The sequence below is a fragment of the Niabella aurantiaca DSM 17617 genome, assembly GCF_000374125.1.
GTDB classification, from domain to species: domain Bacteria; phylum Bacteroidota; class Bacteroidia; order Chitinophagales; family Chitinophagaceae; genus Niabella; species Niabella aurantiaca.
On record NZ_KB893644.1, the window covers coordinates 178,337 to 201,562 of the forward strand.

Annotated in this window: 20 protein-coding genes; 12 read left to right on the forward strand and 8 right to left on the reverse strand. The window is 48.6% G+C overall.

Annotation, left to right across the window (positions count from 1 at the left end):
• Nucleotides 1–52: 52 nt before the first annotated feature.
• The gene (locus B160_RS29755) at nucleotides 53–529 is read left to right on the forward strand and encodes a GNAT family N-acetyltransferase (RefSeq protein ID WP_018629723.1); all 477 of its coding nucleotides are present in this window, start codon (nucleotides 53–55) and stop codon (nucleotides 527–529) included.
• A 78-nt stretch (nucleotides 530–607) separates the two neighbouring features.
• The gene (gene dprA, locus B160_RS0120070) at nucleotides 608–1,705 is read left to right on the forward strand and encodes a DNA-processing protein DprA (protein WP_018629724.1); all 1,098 of its coding nucleotides are present in this window, start codon (nucleotides 608–610) and stop codon (nucleotides 1,703–1,705) included.
• Between the two features lie 4 nt (nucleotides 1,706–1,709).
• Here the strand turns inward: dprA and B160_RS31800 are convergent, their stop codons facing one another.
• From B160_RS31800 to zwf, 3 genes are all read right to left on the reverse strand, one after another.
• Nucleotides 1,710–1,850: a hypothetical protein gene (locus B160_RS31800; RefSeq protein ID WP_157558148.1), complete on the reverse strand. Its 141-nt coding sequence runs from the start codon at nucleotides 1,848–1,850 to the stop codon at nucleotides 1,710–1,712.
• 128 nt (nucleotides 1,851–1,978) lie between these two features.
• Nucleotides 1,979–4,471, reverse strand: coding sequence for a DUF5686 and carboxypeptidase regulatory-like domain-containing protein (locus B160_RS0120080; RefSeq protein WP_018629726.1), 2,493 nt, complete (start codon nucleotides 4,469–4,471; stop codon nucleotides 1,979–1,981).
• Between the two features lie 172 nt (nucleotides 4,472–4,643).
• Complete coding sequence (gene zwf, locus B160_RS0120085) at nucleotides 4,644–6,176, reverse strand: glucose-6-phosphate dehydrogenase (RefSeq protein ID WP_018629727.1); 1,533 nt, start codon at nucleotides 6,174–6,176, stop codon at nucleotides 4,644–4,646.
• Between the two features lie 307 nt (nucleotides 6,177–6,483).
• On the opposite strand from zwf, the gene guaB reads away from it, so the two are divergent.
• The 3 genes from guaB to def all read left to right on the forward strand — a co-directional run bounded on the left by guaB (nucleotide 6,484) and on the right by def (nucleotide 9,484).
• Nucleotides 6,484–7,980 (forward strand): IMP dehydrogenase, encoded by a 1,497-nt coding sequence (gene guaB, locus B160_RS0120095; protein WP_026309892.1) that lies wholly within the window; start codon nucleotides 6,484–6,486, stop codon nucleotides 7,978–7,980.
• Between the two features lie 294 nt (nucleotides 7,981–8,274).
• Nucleotides 8,275–8,841 (forward strand): Crp/Fnr family transcriptional regulator, encoded by a 567-nt coding sequence (locus tag B160_RS0120100; protein WP_018629731.1) that lies wholly within the window; start codon nucleotides 8,275–8,277, stop codon nucleotides 8,839–8,841.
• A 58-nt stretch (nucleotides 8,842–8,899) separates the two neighbouring features.
• Nucleotides 8,900–9,484, forward strand: a complete 585-nt coding sequence (gene def, locus B160_RS0120105; protein ID WP_018629732.1) for a peptide deformylase — start codon at nucleotides 8,900–8,902, stop codon at nucleotides 9,482–9,484.
• Nucleotides 9,485–9,662: 178 nt separating this feature from the next.
• Here the strand turns inward: def and B160_RS0120110 are convergent, their stop codons facing one another.
• Nucleotides 9,663–10,385: a head GIN domain-containing protein gene (locus B160_RS0120110; protein ID WP_018629733.1), complete on the reverse strand. Its 723-nt coding sequence runs from the start codon at nucleotides 10,383–10,385 to the stop codon at nucleotides 9,663–9,665.
• A 183-nt stretch (nucleotides 10,386–10,568) separates the two neighbouring features.
• Here B160_RS0120110 and guaA point away from each other — a divergent pair, with 183 nt between their 5' ends.
• Together guaA and B160_RS0120125 are read left to right on the forward strand one after the other, a co-directional pair.
• Complete coding sequence (gene guaA / locus B160_RS0120120; protein ID WP_018629735.1) at nucleotides 10,569–12,104, forward strand: glutamine-hydrolyzing GMP synthase; 1,536 nt, start codon at nucleotides 10,569–10,571, stop codon at nucleotides 12,102–12,104.
• Between the two features lie 85 nt (nucleotides 12,105–12,189).
• A complete protein-coding gene (locus tag B160_RS0120125; protein WP_018629736.1) occupies nucleotides 12,190–13,353 on the forward strand; it encodes an ABC transporter substrate-binding protein in 1,164 nt (387 codons plus the stop codon).
• Nucleotides 13,354–13,358: 5 nt separating this feature from the next.
• Here B160_RS0120125 and B160_RS0120130 read toward each other — a convergent pair whose 3' ends face one another.
• Nucleotides 13,359–13,964 carry a hypothetical protein gene (locus B160_RS0120130; protein ID WP_018629737.1) on the reverse strand — a complete coding sequence of 202 codons (606 nt, stop codon included), beginning with the start codon at nucleotides 13,962–13,964 and terminating at the stop codon, nucleotides 13,359–13,361.
• A gap of 126 nt (nucleotides 13,965–14,090) precedes the next feature.
• Here B160_RS0120130 and B160_RS0120135 point away from each other — a divergent pair, with 126 nt between their 5' ends.
• The 4 genes from B160_RS0120135 to B160_RS0120160 all read left to right on the forward strand — a co-directional run bounded on the left by B160_RS0120135 (nucleotide 14,091) and on the right by B160_RS0120160 (nucleotide 20,607).
• Entirely contained in the window at nucleotides 14,091–15,599 is a 1,509-nt protein-coding gene (locus B160_RS0120135; RefSeq protein ID WP_026309893.1) for a lipopolysaccharide biosynthesis protein, read from the forward strand.
• A gap of 556 nt (nucleotides 15,600–16,155) precedes the next feature.
• Nucleotides 16,156–18,246, forward strand: a complete 2,091-nt coding sequence (gene recG, locus B160_RS0120150) for an ATP-dependent DNA helicase RecG (RefSeq protein ID WP_018629741.1) — start codon at nucleotides 16,156–16,158, stop codon at nucleotides 18,244–18,246.
• Between the two features lie 256 nt (nucleotides 18,247–18,502).
• Nucleotides 18,503–19,924, forward strand: a complete 1,422-nt coding sequence (locus B160_RS0120155) for an FAD-binding oxidoreductase (protein WP_018629742.1) — start codon at nucleotides 18,503–18,505, stop codon at nucleotides 19,922–19,924.
• An 11-nt stretch (nucleotides 19,925–19,935) separates the two neighbouring features.
• Nucleotides 19,936–20,607: a hypothetical protein gene (locus B160_RS0120160; RefSeq protein ID WP_018629743.1), complete on the forward strand. Its 672-nt coding sequence runs from the start codon at nucleotides 19,936–19,938 to the stop codon at nucleotides 20,605–20,607.
• Nucleotides 20,608–20,818: 211 nt separating this feature from the next.
• Here B160_RS0120160 and B160_RS0120165 read toward each other — a convergent pair whose 3' ends face one another.
• From B160_RS0120165 to dtd, 3 genes are read right to left on the reverse strand one after another with little or no spacing between them, the layout of a single operon-like run.
• Complete coding sequence (locus B160_RS0120165; RefSeq protein WP_018629744.1) at nucleotides 20,819–21,841, reverse strand: YihY/virulence factor BrkB family protein; 1,023 nt, start codon at nucleotides 21,839–21,841, stop codon at nucleotides 20,819–20,821.
• Between the two features lie 3 nt (nucleotides 21,842–21,844).
• On the reverse strand, nucleotides 21,845–22,180 hold the full coding sequence (locus B160_RS0120170; RefSeq protein WP_018629746.1) for a nucleotide pyrophosphohydrolase: 336 nt from the start codon (nucleotides 22,178–22,180) through the stop codon (nucleotides 21,845–21,847).
• Between the two features lie 6 nt (nucleotides 22,181–22,186).
• A complete protein-coding gene (gene dtd, locus B160_RS0120175) occupies nucleotides 22,187–22,639 on the reverse strand; it encodes a D-aminoacyl-tRNA deacylase (protein WP_026309894.1) in 453 nt (150 codons plus the stop codon).
• Between the two features lie 162 nt (nucleotides 22,640–22,801).
• Between dtd and arfB the strand changes: the two genes are divergently transcribed.
• Entirely contained in the window at nucleotides 22,802–23,215 is a 414-nt protein-coding gene (gene arfB / locus B160_RS0120185) for an alternative ribosome rescue aminoacyl-tRNA hydrolase ArfB (protein ID WP_040680179.1), read from the forward strand.
• Nucleotides 23,216–23,226: the final 11 nt, after the last annotated feature.

A 23,226-nucleotide genomic window follows, 5' to 3' on the forward strand; every position in this document is an offset into this window, starting at 1 on the left:
TGTATCTGTATCCATTTTAATATTTTATTTTCTTTTGTAAAAAATAGTAAAAATGAGTCTATTTATTATCCGGACCGGGAGCGCGCAGATGGATGTACCGGTGATCCATCGTTTTTTGAGTAACGAATCTTATTGGGCGCGGGGCATTGGCTTGGAAATGGTAGAAAATTCTGTAAAGCATTCGTTTTGCATCGGTGCCTTTATCGACGATCGCCAGGTGGCTTTTGGACGGGTGATCACGGATTATACCACGTTTGGCTGGCTGGCGGATTTCTTTGTGCTGCCGCCGCACCGGGGCAAAGGCATTTCAAAAGCCATGCTGTCTGTGTTACAGGAACAGCCCTGGACAAAGCGGTTGCGGCGGCTGATGCTGAACACTATGGATGCGCACGGCCTTTACCGGCAATACGGGTTTGAACAGCCGGAAAATACGTCCACGCTGATGGAAGTGTACCGGCCACAGGTGCATCTGGAAGTGGTGATGCCTGGCCATGGCAGCGGGCCACAAAGTCACAAAAGCATGGAGTAATCTTAAGCGTCTATCTTTCCTTCCTGCTGCCTTGTGGCAATACAATAATCTTTGTATCTTTAGTACAAAGATGACCTCATGGAACACCCGCTCATGTATCGCATTGCGCTGACCCTTGTGCCCAATATCGGCCCTGTTGTGGCGCGGCTGTTGTTGCAGCATTTGTCGCCGGAAGAAATTTTTACAGAAAAGAAAACGGCCCTGGAACGTATTGAAGGGGTTGGCAAGCTTCGTATCGACAGTATCCGGAGGTTTAAAGATTTTGCTTCGGTGGAAGCGGAGATCGCCTTTATTGAAAAACACCAGGTACGTCCGCTCTTTCTTACCGATAAGGATTATCCCCAGCGGCTGCTGCATTGTTATGATGCACCGGTGCTGCTGTATTATAAGGGCAACGCGGATCTGAACCAGCCGCGGATCGTTGCGGTCGTAGGATCCCGCTCGCATACGTCGTACGGGAAGCAGGTTTGTGAAAAGCTGATCGAAGACCTGCAGGATAGTGGTGTGCTGGTGATCAGCGGACTGGCTTATGGGATCGACTCGCTGGTCCATAAGCGATCCTTGAAAGCAGAGCTGCAAACAGTAGGAGTGTTGGCGCACGGCCTGGATAAGATCTATCCGGCAGATCATTTTTTCATGGCAAAAGAGATGCTTGGGCAGGGAGGGTTGCTGACCGAGTTTGTAACGGGCACGCAACCAGACCGACATCATTTTCCCAGCCGCAACCGGATCGTGGCTGGTATGAGCGATGCGACCGTGGTAGTGGAAACGGAGGTAAAGGGAGGCAGCATGATCACCGCCGAACTGGCCAATGGCTATCACAGGGATGTTTTTGCTTTCCCGGGAAGAACCTCCGACAAAAAAAGCAGCGGCTGCAACCACCTGATCCGGACTAACCGGGCACAGTTGCTGACCAATGGAAGCCAGCTGTTGGAAACGATGGGCTGGATGCCGCCCCCGAAAACCTTGAAGAAGCAAACGAGAGAGCTTTTTATTGAACTGTCTCCCGAGGAAAAAGTAGTCGTGGAGCTGCTGCAAAGCCGGGGGCAGGCAGATATTGATGAGCTCCATCTGCGTTCCGGACTCAGCAGCAGCCGGGTTGCCGTGGCCGTGCTGAACCTTGAAATGCAGCAGGTGATCCAGGCCTTGCCGGGAAAAATGTATCAGCTGCTTTAGGTCTTTACTGTGTAACGATCTTCAGCGCTTTATCAAGAAATTTGTCCCTGCCTTCTTTAATACCCTTAATGGTCCGTTCTACGAATACGTCGGGTACAATTCCTTTGAGAGGACGCTTGCTGCCGTCGCGGTTCTTCACTAACATACCGATCCAGGAAACAGGGTACCTGCCGGGCAATTTAAAGGGATTGATATTGCCGTTGGTACCGGCTGTGGGCTGTCCCGGGTTTTCCGGTTTTCGTGTTAAGCCTTTTGTAATGTTCTCCGGTTCTCTTATTTCTCAAACCGGAAGGCGCTGCCCAGCAGCCCGCCCAGCCCCACCCGTACACCATAGGTGGTTTTCAGCAACGGCTGGTAGCCGGCGATCACGTCTACCCTGAATAGTTTGAGGATATTTTCGATACCGGTAAAGACCTCCGCGTAGTACTGGTCCTTATTGACGTAAAAGGCATTGCTGCCGGCTACCAGGTTCCATTTGAGCTTATTGAACAAGGGAATCTTGTTGGTCAGCAAGCCATTGAAATGATGTTCAATATTCCCTTCGGCGTAAAAGCGCGCTGTATTGCTGTAGGCGTAATAGGGAGCGAGCTGGAAGCTATTCAGGTATTTGATGTTGTAAAAGGTCTGGTTGCCGTTGAAATGCTTCATATCCGGGATGGAGTATTCTTTGGCGCTGAAGAAGCCACCGGCTTCTAAACGGTATTTAAACAAGCCGGCCAGTTTGAAATTTTTATCGTGCTGCATTGTCACCATCCATTTGTGATAGTGCACATCACTGCCCAATAGCTTTGGAATGCCAGCCGTGTAGTTAAGGGTGAATACCGGTTTGCTGGAACCAATGGACACTTTGTAATGGGGATACTGGATGTATTTCTGCCCGGGCTGGTAGCGGAGCGTAAGGCTGCCGGTCAGTGCCTGGTGCGGGCTGAACGGGATCTGCTGCAACGCTTCGGGATGATTGGGCGTAAATGGTTTTTCCCGGTTAAAAAAAGAGTAGTCTGCTGTGTTCTGCAGCGGGATGCGGTCCTCGTACAAAAGGCCTGCGTTGATGGCAAAGCCGTTCTCAAAACGGTTATTGTAACGGATGCTTCCAAACCGGTTCTCGTACAGTTTCATAAAATTGCTTCGGAGGAACAGGGTATAAAAGGTATTGGTGAGTGCATCAATGGGCTCTTGCCGGTTGAATTGGGATACCCGCTTACCGCCCGCGAAACTTAAATACCGGTTGCGGTAGGGCTGCTGCCGTGACTTTATGGTAATGACACCGTAGCTGTTGAGGTGGTGGTTCTCAAAACCATAGCGAAGATGCCATAGCAGGTCATAGGTGTACCGGCCTTTTGCCGGAATGTAACTGAGGGTCTGGTCTGCCTTTATTGCAACGCCTTCCACGGTATTGTACTCCAGTCCTTTTAATAGACCCTTTAGCTTATAGGAGAAGGTATGGTTTTCTGAATACCACCGGTATTGCTGACTGTGCCATAGAATATTAAAGAGTGTGATCTTCTGATGGCGCCTGAGCGAATCATAGTAAGAGCGGGGACGGTTCTTATTAAGCGTGCTGATGCTGTCGCGGAAAGCGTAGTATTTTTTTTCATCGTCTTCCAGGGTAACCGGCCGGGCGTATTTCCAGAAATTGGAATCCCGTTTGTAATAGCCGGTATCGTATTTCATAACAATATTGTTGAAATAACCGGCAGTATAATCCGGATGCAGGTTGTAGTTGCTGTAAACGTTTACAAAGCTGCCGATGCCTCTGAAGCCAAACTGGTTAAAAGAGATGGAAATGATCTGGTTTTTGGTTTTCCATACATCGGCGGTAACCGGGCTATGCAGCTGTTTAATACGGAGCGTATCGATGAGCTCCAGCTGATAATCCTTGGTCAGTAAAAGATCCAGGCTGTAAATACGCCAGCTGGAGTCCGCTATTTCAATAGTGCCGGAAAACAGAGGCTCATGCTTTCTTTTGGGAATGACCCGGATGGTTTTTACGATGACCCCATTCCGGGTATAGGTGTTCAGGAGCTTATACCGGTAAAAGTTCAGGGCTGCGTCGGCGATGGGGGAGATATATCCCCGGGAGTTGCTGGTGATGTCGAATATGGCTACGTTGTTGGTGTAGAAAGAGGTTACTTTTGAAAAATTCAACCCCATATTATTGCCCCGCTGATAGCTGGAAAGAACGGTTACTTTTGACCGGTCCGGTTCTGCTTCATCCAGCTGTACGGTAGATTCCGACAGCAGCAATACGCCTTTACCTGCTGTGTCCAGCCCATCGTTGGCGTCCCGTTCCACCTTTTGGCCCAGGATCTTTTTGGGGATATTCAGTGTGCGGATAATGCCCTTCAGATAAATGTTCACGGACAGAGCATCGGTCTGGTGTTCGTAGTAGGACTTCTTTTTGATGGCCTGCCGGATGATCCGGTAAGCCGGGTCTTCTCCTTTGCTTTGGACCACCACCTCCTGCAAAAGATGTGCATTGGCATAAAGTACAACATCCAGTTCAAGGTTCTTTTCCGTCAGGGAGATCTTTTTTTCAAACGGGATGTAGCCTACGTACTCAACCACGAGGGTATAGGTGCCGGGAGGAAGGTCGATGGCATAAAATCCCTTACTGTTGGCGGTGGTACCATTGGGATTGTCTTTAAGAGTGACGGTGGCATAAGGCAGGGGCGCACCATGCTCATCTTTAATGGTGCCTTTTATTGTTGCCGCCCGTGCGGCAAGCATGCACAGCGCAGCGATGGCAGTCAGGGTAAATGCTTTCATTGTTATGTTTTGTATGTACTGGTTAAATGGTTACGCCACTCCAATGTACATGCAAACCTGCAATGAATCTGTTAAAAGGAAATGTTAAATACTTGAAAAGGCTGTTGCCTGCATCAAAAAAACGGGCCCCGGCGTTTTGCTTCCGGGGCCCGGTCTGGTGCGTTATGATGGCTCATGAATTGCTTTCTTTTCGTTTGGGCGGCAGGGTGATCCAGTTCCGGCCTTCGCGTGCGATCAGTGCCTCCGCATCTTCAGGCCCCCAGGTGCCCGGGGCATAATTGGGAAAGTCAACGGGAGGACGGTTTTCCCAGGTTTCGAGGATGGGTTCAATGACTTCCCAGGCGATCTCTACCTGGTCGCCCCGCATAAACTGGGTGGGGTTACCCATCATGGCATCCAGCAACAGGGTCTCATAGGCCTCCGGCTGGGGCGCGTCGTAATTATCACTATAGCTGAACACCATGTTTACGGGGTTCAATGACATCGTCTGGCCCGGGCGTTTTGCCTGGAACCGGAGGCGGATATCCATTTCCGGCTGAATGCTGATGGAAAGCCGGTTGGAGCGCCAGGTTTCGGAAGCTTCCGGCGGAAACGCATATTTGGGCGCTTCTTTAAATTGTACAGTGATCAGGGTGGTTTTTTCCTTCAGGAATTTTCCGGTCCGTACATAAAAGGGAACGTCCTGCCAGCGCCAGTTATCAATGTAAAATTTTACTGCTGCAAATGTTTCTACCGACGAGTTGGGGACAACGCCTTTTTCTTCGCGATATGCTTTTTCTTCCTGTCCCTGTACCCATCCCTGGGAATATTGGCCGCGTACTGCATATTGCTGTACCTCTTCTTTTTTGATCTTCCGGATGGCGTTCAGCACATCCGATTTTTTATTCCGGATCTCGTCTGCTTCAAACGATACCGGCGCTTCCATGGCCACCATGCACACCAGTTGCAGGATGTGGTTCTGTACCATATCGCGTAGGGCACCGGAACGCTCGTAATAGCCTCCACGATCCTCCACACCAACGGTTTCTGCTGCGGTGATCTGCACATGATCGATATAATTCCGGTTCCAGATGGGCTCAAACAGGGCATTGGCAAAACGCAGGGCCAGGATGTTCTGAACCGTTTCCTTTCCAAGGTAATGATCAATACGGTAGATCTGGCTTTCGTCGAACATTTCGGTCAGCAACCGGTTCAGTGCCTGCGCACTCTTCAGGTCATGACCAAAGGGCTTTTCAATAACAATGCGGGCCCTGTTTTTATCTTTTGCTTTCTCCAGCTTATTCAGGTTGGTAGTGATCTCCGGCACCAGCTGGGGTGCTACTGCAAGGTAAAAGAGCACATGCGCTTCTACGCCCCATGCTGCTTCCAGGTCGCTGATGATGGTGGCCATTGCCGCATAATCCTTTGGCTGGTCCACATCCATCCGCAGGTAGGACACGTGTTGTGAAAATTTTTCCCAGCTTCCGTTTCCATCACTTTTCCTCCGGGAAAATTCGTTGATACCTTCCAGCAGGTGGTTCCGGAATTTTTCGTTGGAGTAATCCGTACGCCCCGTACCAATGATGGAAAATTGCTCAGGCATCAGTCCGTCCAGCCAAAGATTATACAAGGCAGGGGTCAGTTTCCGCTGATTCAGGTCCCCGCTTCCGCCAAAGATAAAAAGGATGGTAGGTCCGGGCTTCTTTGTATGATTGATTTTAAGCATGATTCAGTACTGAGTTAAAATTTGTTTGCAAAAGTAGGGCTAAAAAGAAGAACCGGGGTATTGTTTGTCTGTTCTGCTGGTTTTCAATGCCGGTATGATTACGCAAACGATTGCATATGCCGGGCAATATAAAGGCCGCGGCAAGCAGGGGAAAAGTGGGTGTACCGGCTCTTTTTGATACCGGAAAGAATCTTTAAAGGCCGGAAATTTACTTCTAACGCGGATTTCCGCGTCATAGAATTGCAAGTTTGGGATGATCAGATTGTGAAACGGTACATCGTATTTCTATTTTCCCTTACCTTTGCACATGGCAACAAGAAAATCTTCTGCAGCTTCTGCAAATAATTCCAAAATCGCCTTTGAAGGCTTAACATTTGATGATGTATTACTGGTACCTGCATTCAGCCAGGTATTGCCGCGTGAGGTGGACATCCGCACCAAACTCACGAAAGATATTTCTTTAAACATACCGATTTTGTCCGCAGCCATGGATACGGTTACGGAAGCGGCGCTGGCCACGGCCATTGCCCGGGAGGGCGGTTTGGGCATCCTGCACAAGAACATGAGTATTGAGAAGCAGGCTGAGCAGGTACGCAAAGTTAAAAGGAGCGAAAGCGGACTGATCCTTGATCCCATTACCCTGCTGGAAGATGCAACCATCGGGGATGCCCTGCAGCTGATGGCGGAAAACAAGATTGGGGGGATCCCGGTAATTGATAAAAACAAAAAACTGAAAGGGATCCTTACCAACCGGGATCTTCGTTTTGAAGATAACCCGCATCGTAAAGTAAGCGAGGTAATGACCAGTACCAACCTGATCACAGCACCGGAAGGAACAGACCTGAAAAAGGCAAAGACCATTCTGCGTCAGTACAAGGTGGAGAAGCTGCCGGTGGTAGACAAACAGGGGAAGCTGATCGGGCTGATCACTTACCGGGATATCCTCCAGGTAACTTCCTTCCCCAATGCTATTAAAGATTCCTTTGGGCGTTTGCTGGTAGGCGCCGGTGTGGGTATTACCGGGGATGTGGCTGAACGGATCGACGCCCTGCAGCAGGTAGGGGTGGACATTGTGGTGCTGGACAGCGCACATGGACACACCAAAGGGGTGCTGGATGCGTTAAAGAGGGTGAAAAAGAATTTTAAAAAACTAAATATTATTGCGGGCAATGTAGGTACAGCACAAGGTGCCCTGGCGATGGCGGAAGCGGGGGCCGATGCGGTAAAAGTAGGTATCGGCCCGGGTTCTATCTGTACCACTCGTATTGTGGCGGGCGCCGGTATGCCGCAGCTGACGGCGATCATGGAAGCGGCATCCGGTTTGAAAAAGAAAGGCATTCCCATTATTGCCGATGGCGGTATCCGCTACACCGGCGACCTGGTGAAGGCACTTGCTGCCGGAGCAGATTGCGCCATGATGGGCAGCATCTTTGCCGGTACGGAAGAAAGCCCGGGTGAGACCATCATTTTTGAAGGACGTAAATTCAAGGCTTACCGGGGAATGGGCTCGCTGGGTGCCATGGCCAAAGGCAGCAGCGACCGGTATTTCCAGGATCCCGAAGACGATGTAAAGAAATTCGTGCCGGAGGGCATTGAAGGCCGGGTAGCGTATAAAGGAACCTTAAAGGAAGTGATCTATCAATATACCGGGGGACTGCGTGCCGGCATGGGCTATTGTGGAGCAAAGAGCATTCAGGATCTTCAAAACGCACAGTTTGTAAAGATCACCAATGCGGGTATGAACGAAAGCCATCCGCATGATGTGGATGTGACCAAGGAAGCTCCGAACTACAGCCGGAAATAATTATTGCTTATTATCAATGGGGTATGGTTCATAGATCATGGATCATGCCCCATTCTTTATCAGGGAAAGTTCGGTTTAACGTTTCAGGCGCTCCCGAACGGGGCTGGTTGTCGTTTGATGCGGGGTATTGGATTTGGGACGCCGGATGATCGATGCCGAAAGCCCAATGCTCAGGTCTCCACGCAATGACACAAAGAAAGAGCGCAGCGTTATAGCTAATGGCTGACTGCAGATCGCTCAAGACCGCCTGTTCAAATCCCGGATCTCAGACTCTGATTTCTTAACTTTGATCTCATGGGGCATCTTCGCGCTTACTATGAACGCTTCCGGAAGCTGGACGAAACGGAATGGCATTTTATTGCGGCTCATTTTCAACGACGGGTATTCCGGAAGAATGAGCGGGTAGTGCAGCTGGGACAAACTGAAAACTTCCTGTCTTTTATTGAGTCCGGACTGGTACGCTGTTATGTTCCGGGTGATGAAAACGATCATACCTTCCATTTTAATTTTGAAAAGGATTTTGTCTGCGCCTATGATTCGTTTTTGACAAGAACCCCGTCCGAATACGAAATACAGGCCCTGTCCGACACGGTTGCGTGGCAGATCTCTTATGACGATCTGCAGCGGGTATATGCGAAAACAACGGCCGGTAATTACCTGGGACGGTTTGTTGCCGAAAAATTGCTGCTGGCCAAAACAAAACATGAAATTGCATTGGTAAAGTACAATGCTACAGAACGCTATCTGAAGCTTCTGAATGAAGAACCGGAGGTGATCCGGCAGGTGCCGCTTAAGTACATCGCTTCCTATATTGGCATTACACCACAGGCGCTGAGCCGGATCCGGCGCCAGATTTCTTAACAATTGTTCATTGCACGGACCGGTTGTCTGATGCATTTTTGCAATAAATTTTTTGTAGATGATTTATCGGGTACAGGCCTATGGGCATCCGCTGCTGAGAACGAAAAGTGTACCTGTAGATGCCGGTGAAAAAGGCCTGGATCTGCTCGTCAGTGACCTGTGGCAGACCATGCGCCGTGCGAACGGCTGCGGGCTGGCGGCGAACCAGGTAGGAAAGGCCCTGCAATTATTTATTGTTGATAGCCGGAGCACCTACCTGCAACAGGATACGGCAGCACGGAAGGCAGATTTTGAAGTTGAGGATACGGGTATTGAAGAAACGTTTATCAATGCCCGGATATGCAGCAGATCGGAGCGGGTTTGGGTGGCCAATGAAGGCTGTCTGAGCATTCCCGGATTTTATCAGCCCGTAGTGCGGCCCTGGTCGGTGGAGATCACCTATATGGATAAAGACCTAAAGACACAGCATAGAACGTTTAGTGGTATTACGGCCCGCATGATCCAGCATGAGTATGACCACACGCAGGGTATTTTGTATCTGGATCATCTTTCACCGCTGAGCCGGAAACTGCTTGCTGCCAAACTGAAGCGGATCCGGGAAGGAAAGGTACACACAACCTATCCTTTAGAATTTTACAGGTGATGCCGGATGGGAGCATGTGGAAATTTGAAAATAAAGGTCCGTTACAACTCCATGATCTTTTCTCCGATTGATAGCCACATCAGGTATCAAACTCGTCCACTGCCATCAGCTTTCGGCTTATCAGATCAGCGACTGAGTGCCGCAGCAGTCAATAGTCATACGAATATGAAACCGGTTTTTAATCCGCTTTGCTTACACTGCCTGCGCCGTTGGCGGAAGAGCTTACTTTGGGATTGCCCATGTATTTGATGCTGGAGGCGCCGCTGGCATTTGCGGTTAACTGAACGCTGGCAAAAATATTAGCGGTACTGGCGCCGCTGGCCTCCATATTGGTGGTCTCTGCCTTCAGGTCAAATCCGTGGATCGTGCTGGCGCCACTGGCTTCGCCCCGGATCTCGCGGGTTTCACCGGAAATATTCAGGGTGGAGGCACCACTTACGTCCATTTGGACCATCGGCGCTTTTAGCTGCAGCGTGGCGTTGGAAGCGCCGCTGATATCCAGTGCAAATGGTTCATCCTGTGTGATCTTGTTGTCGGCCTTTAATGTGGAAGCACCGGAAAGGGCCGCTTTTTTCACTACCGGCATGGAGATATAGATTTTTATCTCATTGCTGGGCCTGAGGTCAAAATCGTTCTTTTCATCAATATCCAGCTCCCCTTCTTCAACAGCGGCAGTGATGTATTGGAAAAGATTTTCATCTGTTTCGATCTTTACACTGAATACGGAATCCTGCTTTAGAAAAACGGCAGAAGCATTACCGATATCGATGCTGCTGAAATCCTTCAGGTCGTAAGTTTTGCTCACGGTCTTTCCGTCTCCTTTAATGCGTTGCTGATCAATGATATTGCAGGATCCTGTCAGGAAAGCGGCAACAATTGCTGTAAAAAATAACTGTTTCATCCGTATAGTTTTTAAGTTTTGCGATTACAGGCCGGCCGGTATGAAATTACGCCGGGACTGGCCTGCAATGTTCCATTCTTTAGATTAAATCTTCAATAAATATAAAAAGGTTCCGGTAATTTAACCAAAGGTTCTCCGGATTCTCCGTTTATGTGATTTGCAATTTTATTACCTTCGCGCATCATGACCGAAAAAATCTTAATACTTGATTTTGGCTCCCAATATACCCAGCTGATCGCGCGCAGCGTACGGGAAGCCAATGTTTATTGCGAAATCATTCCTTATTCCAAATCATTTGAATTCGAAGGCAATTTAAAAGGAATCATCCTTTCCGGGTCGCCCTTTTCGGTAAATGATGAAAATGCGCCGGTTATCAGCGTAAAAAGCCTCCTGGGCAAAGTGCCAGTTTTGGGTATTTGCTATGGTGCACAGCTTTCCACCAAACTTTTTGGCGGCCGGGTAGAAAAAAGCAGCAAACGGGAATACGGGCGGGCGCAAATGCAGGCCCGGCAGACCGCTGACCCGTTGTTGAAGGCCGTGGAGCCCAGAAGCCAGGTATGGATGAGCCATGGGGACAGTATCCTGGAGCTGCCCGCCGGGTTTGAGGTGCTGGCCACCACAGAAAGCATTCCGGTAGCGGCCTTTAAATACAGCGGGGCACAACATCCTCTGTACGGGCTGCAGTTTCACCCGGAAGTGTATCACAGTATTGAAGGAAAAAAGATATTAAAGAATTTTTTAACCGGGATCTGCGGTTGCAGCCAGGACTGGACCCCCGCTCATTTTATAACCGATACGGTAAATGAGCTCCGGGAAAAGATCGGCGACCGTAAGGTGATCATGGCTTTGAGCGGCGGTGTAGACAGTACCGTTGCGGCCACCCTGATCCACAAGGCGATCGGCAGCCGGCTGTATGGTATTTTTGTAGACAACGGGGTACTGCGGAAAGGCGAATTTGAGCAAGTGCTGGAAACTTATAAACAGCTGGGTCTGAATATAAAAGGTGTAGATGTAAAGGATCTTTTTTACAAAGAGCTAAAAGATAATCCGGATCCGGAGACCAAGCGGAAGATCATTGGCCGCCTTTTTATTGATGTATTCCAGGATGAAGCAAAACAGCTGACCGATATTGATTTTCTGGGACAGGGGACGATTTACCCGGATGTGATCGAAAGTGTGTCTGTGCACGGGCCTTCCGTAACCATCAAATCGCACCACAATGTGGGCGGACTTCCGGAAAAAATGCATCTGTCGCTGGTGGAACCGCTGCGCTTTCTTTTTAAAGATGAAGTGCGGAAAGTGGGCCGTGAATTGGGAATTCCTTCCGAATTGATCGACCGGCACCCGTTTCCGGGACCCGGCCTGGCCATCCGCATCCTGGGTGAAGTGACCGAGGAGAAAGTAAAATTATTGCAGGAGGCAGATGCCATCTACATAAACGCGTTGAAAGAAAACGGACTCTATGCAACGGTTTGGCAGGCTGGAACAATCTTGTTACCAGTGAAGAGTGTTGGCGTAATGGGCGATGAACGTACATATGAGTATACGGTGGCCCTGCGCGCTGTAACCAGTGTGGACGGTATGACCGCCGACTGGGCCCATCTCCCTTACGATTTCCTGGCAAATGTTTCCAACGAGATCTGTAACAATGTAAGGGGTATTAACCGGGTGGTTTATGATATCAGCAGTAAACCGCCCGCTACCATAGAATGGGAATAATATTTGCTAAGGATATAGCGGTTCCGCGGAGAGACCTGTTTTGTATGGGACGGCCGGGGATAGCTGACTAAATATTCTTGTAACTATGAAGAAATTATCATTATTTGTATTCCTGGCGGTTTGCAGTATTGCAACAGTAGCGGCACAGGTAACAACGGGTCTGCGTCACAAAATGGCCATTTTTACGCCTTTGTACCTGGACAATGCCTTTAGTGCGGACGGCACTTATAACTACAACAGCAACACATTCCCGAAATTATCCATCGCGGGGCTGGAATTTTATCATGGGGCTGAGCTGGCCATCGATTCCCTCGAGAAGCTCAACCTTCCTCTTGACATCTATGTTTATGATTCGCGGTCTGCAAAACAAACCCTGGAAAGCCAGATCAACAAGGCCGCTTCCGATGGTGTGGAGCTGATCATTGCAAATTGTGCCGTTACCGAACTGGACCGCCTGTCAAAGCTGGCCGCTTCAAAAAAGATCCCGGTCATCAATGCCCTGGTGCCTAATGACGGAAACGTGCGTAACAATCCGTATTTTATTGTCATGAACCCGACGCTGCCCACGCAGGGAGAGCGGATCTATGCTTATCTGAAAAAGAACTACCCCAATCAGCAGGTCATCTATCTTACCCGTAAAGGCAGCTCTGAAAATTACCTGCGCTCTGTTTTTGAAACCCTGAACAAGGTAGATAAAAACACCGCCATGCACATTAAATTCACGGATGTAAAAGACTCGCTGTCTCCGGCGCAGATCGCGGCAAATTTTGCCAAAGGCAGGTCTTCCCTGTTTGTGATCGGATCGCTGGACAATAGTTTTGCAGAAAAGCTCCTGGCCCAGTTGTCGCGGCTCAGCAAAACCTACCCCCAGATCACCGTAATGGGAATGCCCACCTGGGACAATCTGGACTTTTCAAAATATAAGGGGCTGGATCTGGTTTACAGTACGCCGTTTTACAGCTCTCAACTGGATGCAACCAGCAGGAATATCATCAGCTACTACAACGCAAAAATGTATGCCCGGCCGTCTGATCTGGTTTTTCGCGCCTTTGATCTTACCCTCCGGTTCGGACGCTTGCTGAACCAGTATGGCAGCAACACTGCGAGCGCGCTCAGCAGCAAAGAGTACCGGGTATTTTATGATTATGATATCCAGCCGGTAAGCAGAACCAGTAAGATCGATTATTACGAAAACAAAAAACTGTATTTCCTGGAATATTCCAACGGAAGTTTTAAGCGGGTGCGGTAGCGGGATCAATTGCCTTTAAGATCATCCAGGATGCTTTTTTGAGAAGTAATGATCCGGGTTTGTTTTTGCTGCGCTTCCAGGTTTTGCTGCATTTTCCGGTCGAGCGCCTCATAGTCGTCCTTCAGGGATCTCAGTTTTTGCTCTTCGGTAACGAGCAGGTCTTCCTGCTTTTTTATCTGAAAGATGGTATTGCTCTTTTTTACATTGGATGTGAGACCTTCCAAAAAGGATTTTCCTTTGGCCGCCAGCACCACGGCATCTTCGGCTATATTGTTTCCTCCTTCCATGATCAAATACAGCGTTGTTTTTTCTTTTCCGTTTTTACCCGATTGTTCTGTTTTAAAGGTATAGTCCAGGGCGGAACGGGTGATGGAAGGTACGATGCAGTTGTTGTAGGAGATGAATCCTTTGCTGGTGCTGTATTTTAAACGAAGGTCCGCCATTTTGGCCTTTAATGCATTCTCTACCACGTTCACCGGGTAGTTGTATTCCACAACAAGGGCCGGCTGATCGATCTTTTTGTACCGGATCCTTCCCTCATAAGCCTTTTGTGCAAAAGAAGCAGCGCCGGTCAGGGTAAGCAAAGCCAAAATCAACGAAAACTTTTTCATGTTAATTTGTATTTTTATAGAATAAAGTATTGCGAAGGTAAAAAGATGTCGTTCCAACCCCAAATTTTACCCGGTAATATCATTTATCAGAAGAACAGTACATTTGTTAAATAATACGAAGATCCATTGAGCGGCATTAAACAACTGGCAGGACAAACACTTTGGTACGGCTTAAGCAATGTAATGGCGAGGTTATTGAACTTCCTTTTGACGCCGATATTGACGTATTTAATGGTGGATTCAAAGGGGGTTAAGGAGTATGGAGATTTTAGTCTTTTGTACGCATGGATCGGCGTTGCCAATATCGTTTATACTTATGGCCTGGAAACGGGGTTCTTTCGGTTCAGCAACCACACCGACATAACGCAAAAAAGCCTGTTCAATACAACTTTTGCGTCTCATATTGTTTCTACCTGCATTCTAAGTGGCGTTATCATATTTTACAGCCAGCCCATTAGCACCTTCCTCGAAATCGGAAAATTTCCGGAGATTATTGTCATTACGGCGGTGCTCATAGCATTTGATACACTGGCTACCATTCCTTTTGCCAAGCTGCGGCAGGATAACCGGCCGCGGCGCTATGCTTTTATCAAGGTTTTTGGTATCCTGGTGAATATTTTTTTGGTCATTCTGCTCGTTTACCTGATCCCGAAATATTACAGCCATACAGACAATGCCTTCCTGAAATGGATCTTACGCCAGAACAGGGTGACGCTGCTGGTAGTAGCAAACATGGTGCAGTCGTTTCTGGTTTTTTTGTTCCTGTTCCCTGAATGGAAGCGTTTCCGGTTCCGGGTAAACCGCAGCCTTTGGAAGCAGATCCTGCGGTACAGCACGCCCATGATCATCATCGGGCTGGCCGGCATGGTGAACGAGGTAATGGACCGGCAGCTGCTGAAGAGCTTTTTGCCCTATTCTTCCGACGAAAATATGCGGATCGTTGGTATTTACTCCGCAAACTATAAGATCTCTATTTTCATTACCATGTTCATTCAGGCCTTCCGTATGGCCGGTGAACCTTTTTTCTTTAAACAAAAAGGAGCAGAGAATGCCCGGTTCACCTATGCCAAGGTAATGAAGTGGTTTGTTATTACGCTGTGCATTGCTTATTTATTCACCGGGCTGTACCTGCATATCTGGCAATACATGATTGGCAGGGAGTACCGGGAAGGGCTGTATATTGTCCCGATCCTCTTAATGGCCAATGTCTTTCTTGGCATCTACTATAACCTTTCGGCCTGGTACAAGCTTACAGATAAAATGTATTGGGGCATTATCATAACGGTCATTGGTGCCCTGATCACTTTTATAGGCAACTACCTGTTCATTCCCAAATATGAAATGTATGCGGGTGCAACAGTAACCATGATCTGCTACGGGGCAATGGTGGTGATGGCCTATCTGACCGGGCAAAAATATTATCCGATTCCGTACGCGTGGAAAAAACTTGTGGCCTATCTGGTGATCACGGTGCTGTTATTTTTGATAAACAGGATGGTTGCATCATTTATTTCCAATTTTTGGTTCAAAACATGCAGTGCAACATTGTTTATGGGAGTATTCCTGTTCCTTGTAGTGCGAATTGAGCAGAACGAACTAAAGCGGCTGCCTTTGATCGGGAAATTTCTCCGGTAATAACGCATCAATACCAGCGTCGATTTGAAGACGTTTTATTTTAAAGAGCGTAAGCGCCTCTTTGCAAAGGCTTCAGTAACGCCGGCAAAACCGGCAATTTCAGCAATAGAGAATTTTTTCGTTGCCAGCAGATTGTTCACCATCTGCTCTTTGCCTTTTTCAATATAGATATCTGGTGTGTTCCTGATCGGACCTGGATGGACGCCGCTAAAAATTTATTATTCAGCTGTTTTACTGCAGCATCGTAAGTATCCGGCAATTGTGCCAGCCTGGAAAAAATCAACTGGTTACTGATAAAAGGGGGAAGTGATTTTTAAAATATTCCGTCGCAATGCTCTTGTTGGATAAAATACTGCGGATAAAGTTGTCGTAGGGTAAGTAGTGTTCTTCATAGGGTGAAAGTAGTTTTTTATTCCGTTGTTGGTGAAAAGGGCCACAGGGGCCGCCCGCTTTTTTGAGTAAGTGCATCCTGCCTGCAACGCAGCTCCCGTTTTGCAGTTAACAAAAGCGCCTTATTTTTGTCAAAAGCAGTTTTATTTCCGGTAATAACAACATATTGTCCAGCCCCATTGGCTATCTCAAAGGTGTGGGGCCGCAGCGGGCGGAGCTGCTGCAAAAGGAGTTGGGCATCTTTACGTTTAATGACCTGCTGCAGCATTATCCGTTCCGGCATGTGGATAAAACAAAAATAACCTTCATTGCCGCCCTCGCCCCGGGGGAGGAGTATGTACAGGTGGCCGGATTGCTTTCTCCCCTTGAACAGATCGGGGAACGGAGGGTACGCCGGCTTACTGCCCAGGTACGCGACCGGACGGGGGTATTGGAGCTGGTATGGTTCCAGAGCATCAGTCTTATTCAGAAAATGATCCAGCCGGGACAGGCTTACCTTGTTTACGGAAAGGTTTCTTTTTTTATGGGAAAACCCCAGATCGTGCACCCGGAAATGGAACTCTGGGACCCTGAAAAATTAAAGGGGAAAGATTACCTGGAACCGGTTTACCCATCAACAGAAAAACTAAAAGCAAAAAACCTGGGCGGCCGGCAGATCGGGAAGCTTGCAGGGGTGCTGATGCAGCATCTTTCGGAAAGGGACCTGCCGGAGAACCTGCCCCCGGGAATGCGGGAAGCACTGCGGCTGATGCCCCGTTTTGAAGCTTTCCGCAACATTCATTTTCCCCGAACCAATGCCTTGTATGAAGCCGCGGTACGCCGGCTGAAATTTGAAGAGATCTTTTTTGCGCAGCTGCGGATGAATTTATTGCGCTGGGAACGACACCGGTTCTCCAAAGGCGTGGTCTTTGAAAAAGTGGGTGATCTTTTCAACCGTTTTTATAAAGAGTGCCTGCCTTTTGAGCTGACCAGTGCACAAAAACGGGTACTAAAAGAGATTCGCATCGATACCGGCCGGGGTAAGCAAATGAACCGGCTGTTGCAGGGAGATGTGGGCAGTGGCAAAACCATCGTGGCGCTGCTCAATATGCTGCTGGCGGCAGATAATGGATTCCAGGCCGTATTGATGGCCCCCACGGAGATCCTGGCACGCCAGCATTTTCAGGGGATCAAAGAGCTGTTGGAGCCGTTGCCGGTGGAAGTGGCCATTTTAACCGGCACCACCAAGGGAAAAGAGCGCCGGTTGCTGCTGGAACGGCTTGCAGCAGGCGGGGTCCATATTTTGATCGGCACACATGCGGTGATCGAGGACCCGGTTCGGTTCAGCAACCTGGGCCTGGTGATCATCGATGAGCAGCACCGGTTTGGCGTGGCACAACGCGCGAGGCTCTGGGACAAGGCGCCCATCCCGCCCCATGTGCTGGTCATGACGGCTACGCCTATTCCCCGCACACTGGCCATGACGGCCTATGGAGACCTGGATTACAGTGTAATTGACGAATTGCCACCGGGGCGGAAGCCCATCCAGACCGTGCACCGGTACGAAAACGACCGCAGCCTGGTAATGGATTTTCTGAAAGCCGAGATCGCGCTGGGACGGCAGGTGTATATAATCTTTCCCCTGATCGAAGAAAGCGAGAAGCTGGATTATGAGAACCTGATGCAGGGGTATGATGTGATAAAAACCTATTTCCCCGAACCTCAGTATTGGATCAGTATGGTACATGGGAAAATGCCGGCCTTTCAGAAAGAAGAGAACATGCGGAGGTTTGTAACGCATGATACCCAGATCATGGTTTCCACCACGGTGATCGAAGTGGGGGTAAATGTGCCCAACGCATCGGTCATGCTGATCGAGAGCTCCGAAAAATTCGGGCTATCGCAGCTTCACCAGTTGCGGGGCCGGGTAGGAAGAGGGGCCGAAAAAAGTTACTGTATCCTGCTTACCGGAAAAAAGCTGGGCAATGAAGCCCGGGAGCGTATGAAGATCATGACCTCCACCAACAATGGCTTCGTAATTGCAGAAAAAGACCTGGAATTAAGGGGGCCGGGCGATATAGAAGGCACCCGGCAAAGCGGTATGCTGAGCTTCAGGCTCGTGGATATTGTGAATGACCGTGCGATGGTAGAAGTGGCCAAACAGCAGTGTGAACAGATCCTGAAAGACGACCCCGACCTTTCAAAACCGGAACATGCGGTGCTGAAAGATTTTCTGCGTTCCCAAAATGGGAAAACCGCATGGAGCAAGATTTCTTAGAGCAGTCGGTGGTCAGTTTTGAGAATTGAGTATTGAGACTGCTTCCGGCGGTGCTCTGTTTTGAATGCCGGGTAACTGATTTGGAAACAAATTACAAACGTCTGTTAAGAGGCTCCTGTGTCCGGGATCGGGTTTTCAATTTTTAATGTCTCATTGCTCAGGTCTCGATTCTGATTTCTGAATCATTTTTTCCTTTCCCAAATTTCCCCGAATTTTACGCCTCCTAAAATTTATAGACTGTTTGTAAAAAAGAATAATGGCAGACAAAAAGATTACAGCGCAGCATATTGAGGAATTTAAACAGATTGTTGGCGCTGCAAATGTTGTTGTAGACGCGGAATCACTGGAAATTTATGCGCACGATGAAACAGAAACCCTCTATTTTGTACCGGAGGTAGTGGTAAAACCCGGAACCGCCGAAGAAGTTTCGGCATTGTTTAAGATCTGTAACCGGGACCTGATTCCCGTTACGCCGCGGGGAGGCGGTACGGGGCTGAGTGGGGGAGCGCTGGCGCATTTGGGCGGTGTGGTGCTTTCTACGGAGCGTTTGAATAAGATCCTTGATATTGACGAAAGAAACCTTCAGGTGACCACAGAACCGGGCGTGATCACCGAAGTGCTGCAAAATACCGTAAAAGAAAAAGGGCTGTTTTACCCGCCGGATCCCAGCAGCCGCGGAACCTGTTTTATTGGCGGCAATATTGCCGAGAACAGTGGCGGACCTAAAGCTGTGAAATACGGGGTGGTGAAAGACTATGTGCTGAATCTGGAAGCGGTATTGCCTACCGGCGAAATCATCTGGACCGGTGCCAATGTATTGAAAAATGTAACCGGCTATAACCTCACACAGCTGCTGGTGGGCAGCGAGGGAACCCTGGCCGTGGTTACAAAGATCGTTTTAAAACTGATCCCCCTGCCCAAATATGACCTGCTGATGCTGGCGCCCTTTGCTTCGCTGGAAAAAGCAAGTGAAGCTGTAAGCGCTATTTTCAGGGCCGGATTTAATCCCAGTGCGCTGGAGCTGGTGGAGATCGACGCATTGAAGATCGTAAGCCAGATGGTAGATAGCTATGTGGTGCCCGTAAACGACGAAATTGCCGCACACCTTATTGTAGAGGTGGATGGAAATAACCTGGACGTGCTGATGCAGGAAATGGAACAGATCGCCCTGTTGCTGGAACAATACGAAGCAGGGGAAGTTTTCTTTGCAGATGATGCCCAGCAGAAAGATGAATTATGGAAACTGCGCCGGAGAACGGCCGAAGCGGTAAAATCTTCCGGCTATACCATTGAGGAAGATACGGTAGTACCAAGGGCAGAACTGCCAAAACTGATCAAAGGTGTAAAGGATTTGGGACAAAAGCATAATTTTCATGCGGTTTGTTACGGACATGCGGGCGATGGGAACTTACACGTGCGCATCAAAAAAGAGGGGAATAAAAACAGCCTCAACGATCCGGAAATGAACGCCGTACTGCGGGAATTGTTTAAATTAGTAAAAAGTTTGGGCGGTACCATCAGCGGTGAGCACGGCATCGGGCTGATCCAGAAAACCTACATGGATATCGTGTTTGAACAGCGGCAGATCCGGCTGATGCAGGATATTAAAAAGGCATTTGACCCCAATAATATTTTGAACGCGGGAAAGATATTTGATGCGGTGGCCCCGGAACATTAAAACCTTTGAATATGAAAAAAATATGCTGTATGCTGGGAGCGGTCTTGTTGCTCGTTACCTCATCCCGGGCGCAGGACGATCCTGTTGAAGTGCGCAATGCCAATAAGGATCAGCCATTTGAGGAAAAAGGCTTTAAAAAGGAAAACCTGTTTACAGGAGGCGGAGTTACGGCCTCCTTCTATTCCGGCGGAAGCGTACTGGGCGTCAGTCCGGTACTTGGATACAAGATCAACGATTATTTAGACGGAGGGATTGTACTGAATTATGTATTCAATGGTGCCCGTGATGTATGGGGCACAAACGACCGGTTAAAGCAGCATGTATGGGGGCCGGGTGCTTTTTTGAGGGCATATCCCATCAGCTTTTTATTTGTTCAGGCACAATTTGAAGAAAATTTTACCAATGAACGGTACACAACCTCAACAAGCAGCCCGGTGCCTTCCTATAAGGTAAATGCCCGGGCGCCATCCTTACTGCTCGGAGGCGGATACTCTACCGGCCGCATAAAAGGTGGGACCACGTTCTTCTACATTTCCATACTAGCCGATGTATTGAAGAACTGGAACAGCCCGTATGTGGACAAAAGATATGATGATTATGGAAATAAAAAGCCGGTGATCATTCCGGTAATCCGCGCCGGTGTCAATGTAGGCTTGTTCCAGGGCAGGTATGGGCGGTATTAGGTGATAACAAAAGTGGCGATGTCGGGAGCTTTTAGGTTTTTATGCCGGTTTATTCATTTGCGTTACCTGCCCCGTCTGTAATATTTCGGGCGGCCCAAAGCCCACCAGAGCTTTTGGTTGATCGGCTATAAATCCGCAGATGGATCATCAGCCCATGAGCGGCCTGTTTATATACAAGGCTACGCGGCTGTATAAGAATGGGCTATGTCTCTTATTTCGCGTTTTCTCCGGCTGCGCTGTTTTCGATCCGGTGCTCTTCGGCCGATTTTGCCACCACAGGATCCTGTTGCAGGTTTTGTATGGAGTCTTTATTTTCTACTTCCACATGCTCTACCCAAACGGCATATTGACTGGGATAGATATTCATTTCATTATGGATGGCGTATACCCGGGTAAAGACTGCACCAATATAAAGGATGATCGCAGAATAGTACACCCACAAAAGAATAATGATAACGGAGCCGGCAGCACCATAGGCAGATGACATCTTATTACGCCCGAGGTAATAGCTGATCAGGAACTTGCCGCCCATAAAGAGCAGGGCGGTAACAAATGCGCCGGCCCTTACGGCACGCCACTTTATTTTTGCATCCGGAAGTACTTTAAAGATCATTCCGAATAGAACAGAAGTAATGATGAGCGTAATGACAAGGTTCGAAACATAGGCAAGTACCCGCTGCGAATCGGGAATGATCCGTGTCAGCTGGGTGGTAAGCAATTCCATCAGTCCATTGATCATTAAAGAAACCAGCAGCAAAAAGCCCAATGTGACCACTACTGAAAAGGACATCAGCCGGTCCAGAAGCAGTTTCAGCCAGCCCTTTCCTTTTTTGGGACGGGCCTTTAAGCGCCAGATCATATTGATGGAATCCTGTATTTCTGCAAAGACACCCGTAGCTCCAAAAACCAGGGTAAGGACGCCGATGATTTTGGCCACCGCTTTATTGGGAAAATGGGCCGCATTATTAATGGTTTGCCAGATCTGATCGGCATAGGTAGTTCCGATAAATCCTTCTATTTGCTGATACAGGCTGTTCTTTACGTCGGCATGTGTGCTGTGACTGAGAAGGGCGTCCGCAAAAAAGCTGTCACCGATCCAAATGATCACAATAAGCAGGCCGGGCAATGAAAAAATGGTATAATAGGCCAGTGCCGCGCTCAGCTTGAACACGCGGTTAGTAAACGTTTCTTCAATGGTTTGCTTTGCAATGTTTACTGCATTTTTTAATGCCATTTGCTACAATTTTTTGTTGTTCAAATGTCTTACCGCATCCCGGATGTTCTTTTTTTCAAAGTTTTTTCTGAGTGCGGCTGTCAGATCTGTTCCGGTTTGGTTGGCCAGGCAGATCAGCACCCACAGCACGTCTGCCATTTCATCGGCCATCAGGGTCCGGGCCTGCTCCGCATCTTCGGGTTTCCGGTACGACTGATCGCCAAAAATACGGGCCATATGCCGCGACAGTTCGCCGACCTCTTCGGTAAGAATGGCCATATTGGTCAGTTCGCTGAAATAGCGGACACCTACTGTTTTTATCCATTGATCTACGGTTTGTTGTGCTTCGCTGATGGTCATATCCGTTTATTCTTTATTTTTTGAGTCAATAATGATGGTAACCGGCCCGTCGTTGATGAGTTGTACCTTCATGTCGGCGCCAAAAACACCGGTTTTGATCTTTTTGCCCAGATCACTTTCCAGGCGGCGGATCATTTTTTCATACATGGGGATCGCCATACCCGGCTTGCTGGCCTTGATATAAGACGGACGGTTGCCTTTTTTGGTAGAGGCGTGTAAGGTAAACTGGCTCACCAGCAACAGGGCGCCGTTTACATCCTGTATGCTGAGGTTCATGACCCCGTTTTCATCATCAAAGATCCTTAACTGCGTGATTTTCTGGCTCAGCCAGCCGATGTCTTCTTCTGTATCCGCATCCTCGATCCCCAGCAGCACCATCATTCCTTTTTCAATCGATGAAAAAATAGTGCCATCAATGCGCACACTGGCTTCCAATACCCTTTGTATAACAACTTTCATACCCTGGTTCTTCCTTCAAAAATAGGGATACAAAGATGAATCGGGGAAAATGAGGCGCAGAACATTTTCTTTTAAGCACTGTTGCGGCAGACCGGTGCTGCATATCTGTGCCTCCATGGTCATACGGCTCATTTGCAATTATGGCGTAATTTTATGCCGTATATGAATCAGGAGATGGACGTTTCAAAAGAATTGTTATTCCAGACAACGAGAAGTAGCGGAAAAGGCGGGCAAAATGTAAATAAGGTGGAAACGGCCGTGATCGCCTTATTCCGGATACCGGATTCTGCGCTTCTTTCTGATGCGCAGAAAAGCATCTTAATGGTCAAACTGGCAAACCGCATTCAGTCCGGAGGGTCTTTGCAGGTAAGATCCCAGGAATACAGGACCCAGCTGGAAAATAAGGCGGCAGCTGTCCGGAAGATCAACATTCTAATTTCGGCGGCATTGCAGAAAAAGAAAGCCCGCATTGCCACCCGGGTACCAAAGGCTGTCGTGGCCCAGCGGATACAGAACAAAAAGCGGAAAAGCGAGATCAAATCTGGTCGTAAAAAGGTACGAAGGGATGAGTATTAGCGGTGTTCCCG

Excerpts from the sequence above, each read along its gene's own strand:
- guaA (WP_018629735.1), top strand. The coding sequence starts at position 10,569 with ATGACCGAAAAAATCTTAATACTTGATTTTGGCTCCCAATATACCCAG.
- B160_RS0120130 (WP_018629737.1), bottom strand. The coding sequence starts at position 13,964 with ATGAAAAAGTTTTCGTTGATTTTGGCTTTGCTTACCCTGACCGGCGCT.
- arfB (WP_040680179.1), top strand. The coding sequence starts at position 22,802 with ATGAATCAGGAGATGGACGTTTCAAAAGAATTGTTATTCCAGACAACG.
- guaB (WP_026309892.1), top strand. The coding sequence starts at position 6,484 with ATGGCAACAAGAAAATCTTCTGCAGCTTCTGCAAATAATTCCAAAATC.
- B160_RS0120170 (WP_018629746.1), bottom strand. The coding sequence starts at position 22,180 with ATGACCATCAGCGAAGCACAACAAACCGTAGATCAATGGATAAAAACA.
- zwf (WP_018629727.1), bottom strand. The coding sequence starts at position 6,176 with ATGCTTAAAATCAATCATACAAAGAAGCCCGGACCTACCATCCTTTTT.
- B160_RS29755 (WP_018629723.1), top strand. The coding sequence starts at position 53 with ATGAGTCTATTTATTATCCGGACCGGGAGCGCGCAGATGGATGTACCG.
- dtd (WP_026309894.1), bottom strand. The coding sequence starts at position 22,639 with ATGAAAGTTGTTATACAAAGGGTATTGGAAGCCAGTGTGCGCATTGAT.
- B160_RS0120165 (WP_018629744.1), bottom strand. The coding sequence starts at position 21,841 with ATGGCATTAAAAAATGCAGTAAACATTGCAAAGCAAACCATTGAAGAA.
- def (WP_018629732.1), top strand. The coding sequence starts at position 8,900 with ATGATTTATCGGGTACAGGCCTATGGGCATCCGCTGCTGAGAACGAAA.
- B160_RS0120155 (WP_018629742.1), top strand. The coding sequence starts at position 18,503 with ATGGCAGACAAAAAGATTACAGCGCAGCATATTGAGGAATTTAAACAG.
- B160_RS0120110 (WP_018629733.1), bottom strand. The coding sequence starts at position 10,385 with ATGAAACAGTTATTTTTTACAGCAATTGTTGCCGCTTTCCTGACAGGA.
- B160_RS0120125 (WP_018629736.1), top strand. The coding sequence starts at position 12,190 with ATGAAGAAATTATCATTATTTGTATTCCTGGCGGTTTGCAGTATTGCA.
- B160_RS31800 (WP_157558148.1), bottom strand. The coding sequence starts at position 1,850 with ATGTTAGTGAAGAACCGCGACGGCAGCAAGCGTCCTCTCAAAGGAATT.
- B160_RS0120160 (WP_018629743.1), top strand. The coding sequence starts at position 19,936 with ATGAAAAAAATATGCTGTATGCTGGGAGCGGTCTTGTTGCTCGTTACC.
- B160_RS0120100 (WP_018629731.1), top strand. The coding sequence starts at position 8,275 with ATGGGGCATCTTCGCGCTTACTATGAACGCTTCCGGAAGCTGGACGAA.
- dprA (WP_018629724.1), top strand. The coding sequence starts at position 608 with ATGGAACACCCGCTCATGTATCGCATTGCGCTGACCCTTGTGCCCAAT.
- B160_RS0120080 (WP_018629726.1), bottom strand. The coding sequence starts at position 4,471 with ATGAAAGCATTTACCCTGACTGCCATCGCTGCGCTGTGCATGCTTGCC.